Annotated in this window: 10 protein-coding genes; 5 read left to right on the top strand and 5 right to left on the bottom strand. The window is 65.3% G+C overall.

Annotated elements, in window-relative coordinates; translation table 11 throughout:
* Positions 1-258: 258 nt before the first annotated feature.
* Both ACLP25_RS30785 and ACLP25_RS30780 read left to right on the top strand, forming a co-directional pair.
* Positions 259-1,725 (top strand): MmgE/PrpD family protein, encoded by a 1,467-nt coding sequence (locus tag ACLP25_RS30785; RefSeq protein ID WP_442472891.1) that lies wholly within the window; start codon positions 259-261, stop codon positions 1,723-1,725.
* A gap of 73 nt (positions 1,726-1,798) precedes the next feature.
* Positions 1,799-3,136, top strand: coding sequence for an MFS transporter (locus ACLP25_RS30780; RefSeq protein ID WP_442472890.1), 1,338 nt, complete (start codon positions 1,799-1,801; stop codon positions 3,134-3,136).
* A 422-nt stretch (positions 3,137-3,558) separates the two neighbouring features.
* Here ACLP25_RS30780 and ACLP25_RS30775 read toward each other — a convergent pair whose 3' ends face one another.
* Genes ACLP25_RS30775 through ACLP25_RS30765 form a run of 3 tightly spaced genes read right to left on the bottom strand, consistent with a single transcriptional unit; the run spans position 3,559 to position 5,080 of the window.
* Entirely contained in the window at positions 3,559-4,146 is a 588-nt protein-coding gene (locus ACLP25_RS30775) for a DsbE family thiol:disulfide interchange protein (RefSeq protein WP_442472889.1), read from the bottom strand.
* Positions 4,143-4,316 carry a heme exporter protein CcmD gene (ccmD, locus tag ACLP25_RS30770; RefSeq protein ID WP_442472892.1) on the bottom strand — a complete coding sequence of 58 codons (174 nt, stop codon included), beginning with the start codon at positions 4,314-4,316 and terminating at the stop codon, positions 4,143-4,145. Before ccmD ends, ACLP25_RS30775 begins: the two co-directional genes overlap by 4 nt.
* A gap of 5 nt (positions 4,317-4,321) precedes the next feature.
* Positions 4,322-5,080 (bottom strand): heme ABC transporter permease, encoded by a 759-nt coding sequence (locus ACLP25_RS30765; RefSeq protein WP_442472888.1) that lies wholly within the window; start codon positions 5,078-5,080, stop codon positions 4,322-4,324.
* A gap of 356 nt (positions 5,081-5,436) precedes the next feature.
* Between ACLP25_RS30765 and katG the strand changes: the two genes are divergently transcribed.
* The gene (gene katG / locus ACLP25_RS30760; RefSeq protein ID WP_442472887.1) at positions 5,437-7,653 is read left to right on the top strand and encodes a catalase/peroxidase HPI; all 2,217 of its coding nucleotides are present in this window, start codon (positions 5,437-5,439) and stop codon (positions 7,651-7,653) included.
* Between the two features lie 321 nt (positions 7,654-7,974).
* On the opposite strand, the gene ACLP25_RS30755 is transcribed toward katG, so the two are convergent.
* Positions 7,975-9,366: an MFS transporter gene (locus ACLP25_RS30755; RefSeq protein ID WP_442472886.1), complete on the bottom strand. Its 1,392-nt coding sequence runs from the start codon at positions 9,364-9,366 to the stop codon at positions 7,975-7,977.
* 269 nt (positions 9,367-9,635) lie between these two features.
* Between ACLP25_RS30755 and ACLP25_RS30750 the strand changes: the two genes are divergently transcribed.
* The gene (locus ACLP25_RS30750) at positions 9,636-10,670 is read left to right on the top strand and encodes a transporter substrate-binding domain-containing protein (protein ID WP_442472885.1); all 1,035 of its coding nucleotides are present in this window, start codon (positions 9,636-9,638) and stop codon (positions 10,668-10,670) included.
* On the opposite strand, the gene ACLP25_RS30745 is transcribed toward ACLP25_RS30750, so the two are convergent.
* Positions 10,655-11,428: an NRAMP family divalent metal transporter gene (locus ACLP25_RS30745; protein ID WP_442472884.1), complete on the bottom strand. Its 774-nt coding sequence runs from the start codon at positions 11,426-11,428 to the stop codon at positions 10,655-10,657. The genes ACLP25_RS30750 and ACLP25_RS30745 overlap by 16 nt on opposite strands.
* A gap of 44 nt (positions 11,429-11,472) precedes the next feature.
* Between ACLP25_RS30745 and ACLP25_RS30740 the strand changes: the two genes are divergently transcribed.
* The coding region (locus ACLP25_RS30740; protein WP_442472883.1) for a hypothetical protein at positions 11,473-11,766 on the top strand (294 nt) is incomplete at its 3' end.

The raw sequence follows: 11,766 nt of genomic DNA, 5'->3' as shown, positions 1-11,766 counted from the left end.
GCTGCGAATTCATGCAACTGGCCAAAAAGGACGCCGGTCGCCTGTATGGCCTCCGAAGCGCGAGAAAAGCCTCAACGCAGAATTGACTTGCGAGGCGGCCGTTGCTGTCATGAATTGTCCTGATTGTGGGTCTTCCGTCCGCTCCCAAACGCTCTGGGAGCCATGTTGGGCCCTTCTTGGCCCCGCTCCTCGTGCGGCGCGGCTCAGGCGCCCAAGCGCGCGCAACGCGATTTCGCCTCGCCCGAGGAGGCCGTCGACATGCCCGACACCGATCGCCGGACCTTGATGCAGACTGTGGCGGCCGTCCCCATCGCCATGGCGGCGGGCGGCCCGACTTTCGCCCAGACGACGGAAGCCTCCGGCGGCGCCGCGAATCGCGCCCCGGCGAAGGGGGTCACGCGCGCTCTGGCGCATTATCTCGTGACGGCGACCTATAATGACCTGCCGGCGAACGTCCGCAAGGAAGGCGTCCGGACGCTTCTGAACTGGGTCGGCGTCGCGATCGGCGGATCGCGTCATCAGACAGTGGAGATCGCTGTCACGGCGCTCTCGCCGTTCTCGGGGCCGGCGCAAGCCTCGCTCTTGGGCCGCCGCGAGCGGTTCGACATCATGAACGCCGCCTTCGTCAACGGCGTCTCGAGCCATATTTTCGATTTCGACGACACCCACCTGAAGACGATCATCCATCCGGCCGGTCCGGTGGCGTCCGCAATTCTCGCGCTGTCGGAGCTGCAGCCCGTTTCCGGCAGGGACTTTCTCAATGCGCTCGTTCTCGGGGTCGAGACGGAATGCCGGATCGGCAACGCCGTCTATCCGAACCACTACGATGTGGGCTGGCATATCACCAGCACCGCGGGCGTTTTCGGCTCGACCGCCGCCGTTGGAAAGCTCCTGAACCTCGACGAACAGCAGATGGTCTGGGCGCTCGGCCTCGCAGCGTCGCAGCCGGTGGGCTTGCGCGAGTCCTTCGGATCGATGAACAAGAGCTTCAATCCGGGACGGGCCGCGAGCAACGGCATTTTCGCGAGCCTGCTGGCGTCGAAGAACTTCACCTCCTCGGACGAGATGATAGAAGCCAAGCGGGGCTGGGCGAATACGGTCAGCACCAAGCAGGATTATCGCGAGATTCTGGACGATCTCGGGGTCCGCTACGAGGCCCTGCTCAACACGTACAAGCCGTTCGCCTGCGGGATCGTGATGCATCCTGCGATCGACGCCGCCATTCAACTGCGCAACGAAAACCAGCTTGCCGCGGATCAGCTCGAGCGCGTGGAGCTCAAGGTGAATCCGCTGGTGCTCGAACTCACCGGCAAGCCAAGTCCGCACGATGGCCTCGAAGGCAAGTTCAGCATCTATCACGCCGTTGCGGTCGCGCTTGTCGAGGGCGCCGGCGGAGAGAAGCAATTTAGCGATCGCGCGGTCAACGATCCCGCGGTCGTCGCGTTGCGCGGAAAGGTAACCCCGGTCGTCACGCCGGGGATCGATCCTGCCCAGGTCGACATGACGATCACGCTGAAGGACGGGCGGACGCTGCATCGCTTCATCGCGCATGCGATCGGCAGCGTCGAAGTTCCGATGACGGACAAACAGCTCGAAACCACGTTCGCCGACCTTGCGGACGGCATCCTTACGCCTTCCGTGATCAAGCGGGTGATCGAAGCCTGCTGGAGCATCGAGAGTCTCCCAAGCGCCGGCGAGATCGCGAAAATCTCGGTCTCGGCTTAAGTTCGTTGCGGTCGCCGATCGTTGCGGGCCGCTCCGGTCGGGACAGGTCAAAAAGACAATCCAGGACGAGGAAATGTCAATGTCGGAGGCGCTGAAGCCGACGCCGCGCGTAAAAATGGTCCAGCGGACGGCGCTCGCCATGCTGGTCGTGGGCGGCGTGATCAATTATGTCGACCGGGCGACCCTCGCGGTCGCCAATCTTCTCATCCGCCAAGATCTTGGCCTCTCCATTGCGGACATGGGCTACCTGTTATCCGCGTTTCTCTGGGCCTACGCCTTCGCGCAATTGCCGACAGGCGCCATGGTCGACAAGCTCGGGCCGCGGTTGCTGCTGGCTTGTGGCCTCAGCATTTGGTCGCTCGCCCAGGTCCTGGGCGGACTTGTCCAAAATTTTGGCCAGTTCTTCGGCGCCCGGGTCCTGTTGGGCGTCGGCGAGGCGCCGCAATTTCCGACCTGCGCGCGCGTGGTCCGGGATTGGTTCAATCCACGCGACCGCGGCCTCGCGACCGGCATCTTCAATTGTGCGTCGTCCCTCGGCACGGCGATCGCCGTGCCTCTGCTGACCTTCCTGATGCTGAGCTTCGGCTGGCGCACGATGTTCGTGATCATGGGCGCCGCAGGTCTTGTCATGGCGGCGATCTGGTATTTCGCCTACCGCAATCCGGCCGACGTCACGCTTACGGCGGAGGAGACCCTTTATCGCACCCAGGGCGATCCGCCAGGGCAGCGAACCAAGGTGACCCTGAGGGAATGGAAGCAATTGTTCCGCTTCCGGACCACCTGGGGCATGATCCTGGGTTATTTCGGCTGCATCTATCTAACCTGGATCTACACCGCCTGGCTGCCCGGCTATCTCGAGATCGAGCGGCACATGAGCGTCAAGTTCACGGGGTTCGCGGCGGCCATCCCCTTCGCCTGGGGCGTCGTCGGCGGGATCCTGGGCGGCTATATATCGGACATACTCGTGCGCCGCGGCGTATCGCCGGTGAAGAGCCGCAGGGTTCCCGCCGCAATCGCTTTGTGCGGCACCGCCGCCTGCACGGTCGCCGCAGCCTTCGTCACCAGTAACGCGCTTGCTATCGTGTTCATTTCGGCCGCGCTGTTTCTCGTCTACGTAACCAGCACCTGCGCTTGGGCGCTGAGCTCGGTCGCCGCCCCGACAAATTGCACGGCCTCGATCGGCGCCATGCAGAACTTCGGCGGCTACCTCGGCGGCGCGCTCGCGCCCACGGTCACAGGGCTGATCGTTCAGCAAACCGGCTCGTTCGTTCCCGCGCTGATCGTGGGCGCGGCGGTCGGCGTGGCTTCGGCAGCGTCATACGTCTTCGTCGTCGATCAGCCGATCACCGCCGCGGATCTGGACGCTGTCTCGCAACAAGGCGCGGCTCCCTTGCCGGCTTGCGGCGGTTAGAGCGGACTGCTGTTCCGTCGAATCGCGCTTTGGTGACGCGGTTGTTGCCCGCGTCCGCCGCAATCAGCGATCGCGTCGCCATGCGGCGCCTCGACGCAACCGCAAAATGGTCCAGTGGCCCGATTGCATGGGGGCTGGCGCGGAGCCCCCTCAAACCCTGTCAGGTCACTGCGTCAGGCGCGTCGCGAGATAAGCGTCGAAAGCCGATTTTCGCTCTGGCTCGCCAAGGCGACAGAAGTCCAAGACACCTTTGTGACCTCCCTTGAGCGGTTGGCGGCGGGACTTCCTCTCGTTGCGGCGGGCCCCGGATTCGAAAACATACATCGCCTGACTGCGACATGCCGATGCCGGCAGAGGATCATTCCCCTGCAATCGCGGAATTTTGATCGGCGCGGCGGGACCCGCGGGCGAGCGACGAGGGGTCAGGACGCGGGCTGGCCCATCGCCTTCAGGATCTGCGGCTTGACTTCGCTATCGAGCGACTCGGCGGTCATCGGGCCCACGAACTTGTAGGCGATGGTCCCGTCGCCGCGCACGATGAAAGTCTCCGGGACGCCGTAGACGCCCCAGTCGATGCCGGCGCGTCCGTCGGCATCGAGGCCGACCTTGGCGTAAGGGTCGCCGAGCGCGCCGAGGAAACGGCGGACGTTCTCGGTCGAGTCCTTCTGCGCGACGCCGTAGACGGCGACGCCCTTTTGCTTGAGCGCCTCGTCGGAGGCGAGCGCGATCAGGTTCGCGTGCTCGAACCGGCAGGGCTCGCACCAGGAGCCGAACACGTTGACCACGCTGACGTGGCCCTGGCGCAGATCGGCGTCGGCGAGGCCGCTGGCGCCATCGATCCCCGGCAGGGTGAGCGGCGGGGCGGACTGTCCGATCAGGGCCGACGGAAGCTTCGACGGGTCGCCGGCGTAGAGGCGAACGAACAGCAGCGCGGCGAGCAACCCGAATAAGGCGAGCGGCAGGAACGCCAGCCATCGGCGCGGGCGCGCCGCCCCGGGGACCGCGCTCATCGCCGGCGGTCCGCGGCGCCGCGCGCGGCTTCCAGCGCGCGGTTGGCCTCATCGAGATGGGCGCTGAGGCGACGGTAGTCGAAGACCACCGAACCGATCATCCCGGCGATGACGGCCGCAGCGACCGCATAGGCCGCGACGACGAAGCCGATGTGCGGGTCGCTCAGCATAGCGTTCAAGCGCCCTCGGTCGCGAGCGACGGCGTCGCGAACCGGTCGCCCTCGGCCGCCGCCAGCATGGTCACGCGCGCGATGCGCCGGCGCAAAATCTCGTTGCGGATCGCCATCAGATGCAAAGTGAGAAACAGGAAAGCGAAGGCGGCCGTCATGACGATCAGCGGATAGAGCAGCGACCGATCTATGGTCGGTCCTCCGAGCCGGAACAGCGAGGCCGGCTGGTGCAGGGTGTTCCACCAGTCGACCGAGAACTTGATGATCGGCAGGTTGACGCAGCCGACCAGCGTCAGGATCGCGGCGGCGCGCGCCGCCCGGCCCGGATCGTCGATCGCCCGCCACAGCGCGATCAGGCCGAGATAGAGCAGGAACAGCACCAACACGGACGTCAGGCGGGCGTCCCACACCCAATAGGTTCCCCACATCGGCTTGCCCCACAGCGAGCCGGTGGCGAGGCAGATGAAGGTGAAGCCCGCGCCGAGCGGCGCCGCCGCCTTCTGCGCGGCGTCAGCGAGCGGATGGCGCCACACCAGCGTGCCGAGCGCGGCGGCCGCCATCACGGCGTAGACGAAGGACGCCATCATCGCCGCCGGTACGTGCAGATACATGATCTTGGCGCTCTCGCCCTGCTGATAGTCCGGCGGCGCCAGGAATGAGAGCGTCAGGCCGACGGCGAACAGGGCGGCCGTCGCCGCCGCGAGCCACGGAACGGCGCGGCGCGTCAGGTCTACGAAGACCGTCGGGTTGGCCAGATTGATCATTTCGCAAGCTTTTACCGTCCCCGGCGGCGGCGGGCAAATGCGGCCGAAGCGCGCAGCGGGTCATCTCCCTTTGGCCCGATTTCTTTCGGCGCAGCCGCAGCAGGAATCGGAAATATCGATCAAAAGCGCCGGAAGAATTCGTTTCACGCAGTGGTAAGAGGCGCTAATATGTCGTCGCAAAATGTGAAGCGCCGGGGAGGGAACAATTCCGACGAATGCACGCGCCGACATCGCCTGCCCGCCCGCAAAACGTCACGCGCGCCGCATAGGGTCGGCGCGGATCGCCAGTCGCCACGAAGCGTCACGTTTCGTGGCTGTTGTTCCGACGGGAATCAGCGAAAAGGACCGATGAAGCCATGACCAGCGAAAACAAGTGCCCGGTCAACCACGGGAACCGCGCCTACACGAATCGCGACTGGTGGCCAAACCAGCTGGATCTTTCGGTCCTGCATCAGCATTCCGCCAAGTCCAATCCGATGGGCGAGGATTTCGACTACGCCAAGGAGTTCAACACCCTGGATCTGAACGCCGTGGTCAAGGATCTCCACGCCCTGATGACGGACTCGCAGGACTGGTGGCCGGCCGACTTCGGGCACTACGGCGGGCTGTTCATCCGCATGGCCTGGCACAGCGCGGGCACCTATCGCATCGGCGACGGACGCGGCGGAGCCGGCGGCGGCCAGCAGCGCTTCGCGCCGCTGAACTCCTGGCCGGACAACGCCAACCTCGACAAGGCGCGCCGTCTGTTGTGGCCGATCAAGCAGAAGTACGGCCGGAAACTCTCCTGGGCCGACCTCATGGTGCTCGCGGGCAACGTTGCGCTCGAGTCGATGGGCTTCAAGACCTTCGGCTTCGGCGGCGGACGGGCCGACACCTGGGAGCCCGACCAGGACATCTACTGGGGCCCCGAAGGCAAGTGGCTGGAAGACGAACGCTACTCGGGCGAGCGCGATCTTCAGAATCCTCTCGGCGCCGTGCAGATGGGCCTGATCTACGTCAATCCGGAAGGGCCGAACGGCAAGCCGGACCCTGTCGCGGCAGCCATCGATATCCGGGAGACATTCAAGCGCATGGCTATGAATGACGAAGAGACCGTCGCGCTGATCGCTGGCGGCCACACCTTCGGCAAGACCCACGGCGCCGCCAAGGACAAGGAATGGCTCGGTCCCGAACCCGAGGGCGCTCCGCTCGAGGAGCAGGGCCTCGGCTGGAAGAGCAGATTCGGCTCCGGCAAGGGGGATGACGCGACCACCAGCAATCTGGAGGTCATCTGGAGCAAGACGCCGACGAAGTGGAGCAACGAATACTTCTCGAACCTGTTCGGCTACGAATGGGAGCTGACCAAGAGCCCGGCCGGCGCCTACCAGTGGACGCCGAAGGACGGCGCAGGCGCGGGAACCGTGCCCGATCCGCACGATCCGTCGAAGCGCCGCACCCCCGCCATGCTGACCACCGACCTCTCGCTGCGGCTGGACCCGGTCTACGAGAAGATCTCGCGGCGCTTCTACGAGCATCCGGATGAGTTCGCCGACGCCTTCGCCCGCGCCTGGTTCAAGCTGACCCACCGCGACATGGGGCCGATCGTCCGATACCTCGGCCCGCTCGTGCCGAAGGAGCGCCTGATCTGGCAGGACCCGGTTCCGGCGGTCGACCACCCGCTCGTCGGAGAGGCCGACGTCGCGGCTCTCAAGGCGAAGATCCTCGCCTCCGGCCTCACGGTCTCCGACCTCGTCTCGACCGCCTGGGCGTCGGCCTCGACCTTCCGCGGCACCGACAAGCGCGGCGGCGCCAACGGCGGTCGCATCCGTCTCGCTCCCCAGAAGGACTGGGCGGTCAATGAGCCGGCGCGGCTGACGAAGGTTCTCAATAAGCTCGAAGCGATCCAAAACGAGTTCAACGCTTCGGCGCCGGGCGGCAAGAAGGTGTCGCTCGCCGACCTGATCGTCCTCGGCGGTGCCGCCGCGATCGAGAAGGCGGCCAAGGACGGCGGACACGAGGTGAAGGTCCCGTTCACCCCGGGCCGCATGGACGCGTCACAGGATGAGACCGACGCGCACTCCTTCGCGCCGCTCGAGCCGGTCGCCGACGGGTTCCGTAACTATCTCCGCGTCGTGCCGGCGCGCACGTCGCCCGAGGAGCTGCTCATCGACAAGGCGGAGCTTTTGAAGCTCACGGCCCCGCAGATGACGGTTCTCGTCGGCGGCCTGCGCGTTCTCGGCGCAAACGTCGGAAACGCCGAGCACGGCGTGTTCACCAATCGGCCGGGAACGCTGACCCCCGACTTCTTCGTCAACCTGCTCGACATGGGCACGGAATGGCGGCCCAAGGCTGGCGCCGAGGGCGAGTACGAGGGGGTCGACCGCAAGACCGGCGCCGTCAAGTGGACCGGCACGCGCGTCGACCTGATCTTCGGCTCGCACTCGCAACTCCGGGCGCTCGCGGAAGTCTACGGCTCGGCGGACTCGCGCGAGAAGTTCTTGAAGGACTTCGTTGCGGCCTGGAACAAGGTGATGGACGCCGACCGCTTCGACCTGATCTATCGCGACGAGCCGGTGCGGATGGCGGCGGAGTAGCCGATCGAGGCCGCGCGCGGGTCAAGACCTGCGCGCGGCGAACGATCACAGCCCTGCGCGTTTCCACAGAGCTTGAATTCGCGGCTCCTCGACGAACTGTCCGCGATCGGCTTGCCCAAGGCCTTCAGCAACCGCTGCGTCTTCGACTGGCGACAACGTGTACACGCCCGTACGTAACGCTTCGATTTCGCGCGCGGCTTCGGCAAGAGCCTCCTGGTCTTCGTCGGGCCAGGATTCGAGGGCGGGCAGGAGCTTTTGTAGAGTCGAGTTCATTCGCGCACTGTAACATTCATTTCGCGCAGGGCAGAAGGCGCAAACTCCTCAATGCGAAATCGTCTCTAGCGCCAGGTTTGTCGTGCGCGGCCCAAAAATCCCGATCACCGCCATCACGATCGCCATCGCCGCGGCAATGAAGACGAACACGCCCGGCGCGCCGAAGGCGTCGAGGACGAAGGCGATGATGAAGGAGCTGAAGATCACCGAGAGCCGGCTCCAGGAATAGACGAAGCCCGCCGCGCGCGCCCGGATGCCGGTCGGGAACAGCTCCTGCTGATAGGCGTGGAAGCTGTAGGACATGATGTTGTTGGCGAGCGTCAGCAGGACGCCCATGGCGATGATCAGCGCCGCCTCGCGGGTCTGCCCGAACGCGAGCCCGGCGACGAGGATCACGAACGCCGCCGTGACGATGATCCATTTGCGCTCAAACCGGTCGCCGAGAACAAAGCCGATCAGCGGCCCGACCGGCGCCGCGAGCGCAATGATTGTCGTGTAGCCCAAGCTGGTCGAGACGGTGATCCCCTGCTTGACCAGGAGCGAAGGGACCCAGTTCGAGAAGCCGTAGAAGCCGATCGTCTGAAAGATGTTGAAGACGCTCATCAGGATCACTCGCCCGCGCACGCCCGGAATCCACAGGTCCATGAACGAGCTCGCCAGCGCGACCGGCTCGTCGGCGCCGGGCGGCGGCAGCGGCTTGCCGTATTCCGCCTCGACTTTCGCCTCGACCACCTTGAGAACGCGATCCGCCTCGGCGAGGCGGCCATGCTTGGCGAGCCAGCGCGGGCTTTCGGGTAGCCCACGTCGGAGGACCACGACGATCGGCGCCGCCGCCGCGCCGATCAGCACCACCCAGCGCCAGCCCTCGATTCCAAGCGGCGCCGCGGGCACGAGCACGAAGGCGAGGAACGAGATCACCGGCACACAGGTGAATCCGATGGCCTGGTTGACCGCGAAGGCGCGGCCGCGAAGCCTCTTGGGCGCAAGCTCGCTCACATAGGCGCCGATCGTCACCATCTCGCGGCCGAGGCCGACGCCGCTGCCGAACCGCCAGACGTTGAGGCCGAAGGCGTCGCTTTGCAGCGCCACCATCACGTTGGCGACGGAATACCAGAGAAGCGACCAGGTGAAGATCGCGCGGCGGCCATAGCGGTCGGCCAGAAAGCCGCACAGGATCGTGCCGACGAAGAGGCCGGTGAAGAGGGCCGCGATGAAGCTCGCCACGCCCGTCGTCCCGAACAGGCCCGCTGTGCTCGCCGTCAGCACGCCCGACTTGACCAGGCTCGGCGCGACGTAGGCGGTGAACAAGAGGTCGTACAGCTCGAAGAACATGCCGAAGCCGAGCAGCACAAGCATCGTCCAGATCGTTCGCGTCGCCGGCAGCCGGTCGATGCGGGCCGAGATCGCGCCGGCGGTCGGAACTGCTGCGTCCTCAGGCATGCTTCCTCGCGATGGGTCTCGCCGTCGATTCGGCGCTCGCTTAAACAATAGGAGGCGGCGCAGCCGGGCTGTCAAACCCTTGTTCGATCGTGGTTATCCTGGGCCGTCGCGCATCGAGGCCGCAGTCGGGCATAAAGACACGCGATCTTCGTCTTGCCGCGCTAGCATCCCGCTTCTGTTCTTCGCTTGACCCCACGATGCCATCCGGTCGCCACCGCTTCCCCCATGCAACCGCGGCCTTCCTTCGGCGGCTTACGCAGGCGCTCGCCGTGGCGATTCTTGCCGCCGGAAGCGTCGCGGCCGAAGACGCGCCGCTCCGGGTCGCGGTCTACGACGTGCCGCCTTACGGCCACGCCGAGCCGGACGGGACGATCGACGGCGTCAGCGTCGACCTCTGGCGTCGGGCGGCGGAGTTTCTCGGCCGCGAGTATCGTCTCATTCCGGTGGCGGAGATGAAGGCGGTCATCGACGGCGTCGCGCGCAACGACTACGACGCAGCCATCGGCGCGATCACCATCACGCCGGAGAGGCTGGCGCGGGTCGACTTCAGCTATCCGGCGCACCGTTCTGGCGTCGCGGTCGCACTGCGCAAAGACAGCGGCCCGCTCGCGGCCTTCCGCACCTACGCCTCGGTCGTGGCCGAGCTCAGTCCGCTGATCGCGATCACGCTCGGGCTTCTGATCGCGATGGGCGTGGCGATGTGGCTGGTCGAGAAGCCGAAGCGCGCGCCGAGCCACGACTCGGCCGTGGGGTCGCTGCGCGACGGCGTCTACTGGGCCGTCGTGACCATGACCACGGTCGGCTACGGCGACAAGACCCCGAAGACGACCGGCGGCCGCGCGATCGCGATCCTCTGGATGCTGGCGAGCGTCGCGCTGATCTCGATCCTCTCAACCACGATCGTCTCGAAGATGACGGCCGACCGGGTCGCGAGGGCGCGCCCGCTCGGCGAGGCCGACCTCGTCGGGCGGCGGCTTGCGGCGGTGGCGCACTCGTCCGGCGCCGAGTTTTTGGACGAGCGGCGGCTTTCCTACGCGTCGTTCGACGATCTGCCCTCGGCGCTCGCGGCGCTTTCGCGCGGGGAGGCGGACGCGGTGGTCAACAGCATCGGCGCGCTGCAATACGCGGTCGCCGCGCGCTTCAGCGGAACGATCGAGCCGCCGCAGGGCGTGCTCGCCCCCGCCTTCATGGCGATCGCGCTCCCGCCCGGCAGCGCGCTGAAAAAGCCGCTCGACCGCGCGTTGATCGAGATCACCGCCAGCGCCGAATGGCGCCGCGTCGAGGCGAGCTATTTCGACCCGTGAATCTGCAGCGCGAATTCAACCGCCTCGACGAAACGCGTTGCGCCTGCGATCGCCTCTGCGGCTTCCGTGGAGCCTTGGAGGCCCTTATCGACGACCGACGACTGCTGGAAGAACAGCATCCACGGTGCGATGGTCGTGCCGATGTTGGCCATCAGGAAGAAGAACAGCTCGGCGTTGAACCCGCCTGGGAAATTGGGAAGGAGGCCGTGGGCGAATATGTCCGAAACCTTCGGGTGAACCATAAAGGCGCCGGGAATGTAGATCAGGTTCAAGGCGCAGAACGCCATGGCGATCTTTTCCCAGGTCCAATAACGACCGTTCAGCATGATGAAGCCCATCAGCGCACAGACGCCGGCCACCGTCGCCCATGCGGGGACGCCGAAGATGGCAAGGGCCGAGGTCATGCCGATGAATTCAGTGACCCAGGTTAGCCAGTCGATCAGCAGCAGGTCCAAGAGCGAGAACCAGCCCCAAAACGCCCCGAAGCCATCGAAGATAGCCTCGGCGTGGCCACGTTTGGTAATGGCGCCAAGACGAACCGTCATTTCCTGGACGTAATAGGCCACTGGAATCAGGAGAAGCAGGAACCAGATCAGATAGTATTCGTACTTCGACCCGGTCGCCGCGTAGGTGGTGATACCGCCGGCGTCATTGTCGGCGATCATCACGACCACACCGGGACCGGCAATGATCAGATATAGGCGGATGGCTTTCCACCAGCGCTGCAATTGGTAGTAAGTACGGGTAATCCAGTTCATCGACCCACTCCAATCCGTCAACGTTCCCTCGGTCCCGCGGCGGAATGCATCGCAGCCTCGATCGAGACCGAACCCGAACTCAGCGCGTTTCCGAAGCGGCTCATTTTGAACAATGCCTGTTCCTGATCCGCGAAATCGGTCTTGTTAAACGAACTCATTCTGATTTTTTCATTTTTGAGGACGGAGTCGCCCGACCGTTCCGACGCGCATTTTATCTGGGTGTTGGTACGACGATCGGCGTCCAAGAAGCGCGCCAAACAACAGACGGGCGCGCAACTGATCATCCGCAGTTAGTCGGCCCGGCGTTTCGACGCACATCGGCGCGCGAAGACGTTGAT

Source organism: Roseiarcus sp. (assembly GCF_052145395.1).
In the GTDB taxonomy this organism is placed as follows: domain Bacteria; phylum Pseudomonadota; class Alphaproteobacteria; order Rhizobiales; family Beijerinckiaceae; genus Roseiarcus.
This window is presented reverse-complemented; position numbering and strand designations above follow the sequence as displayed.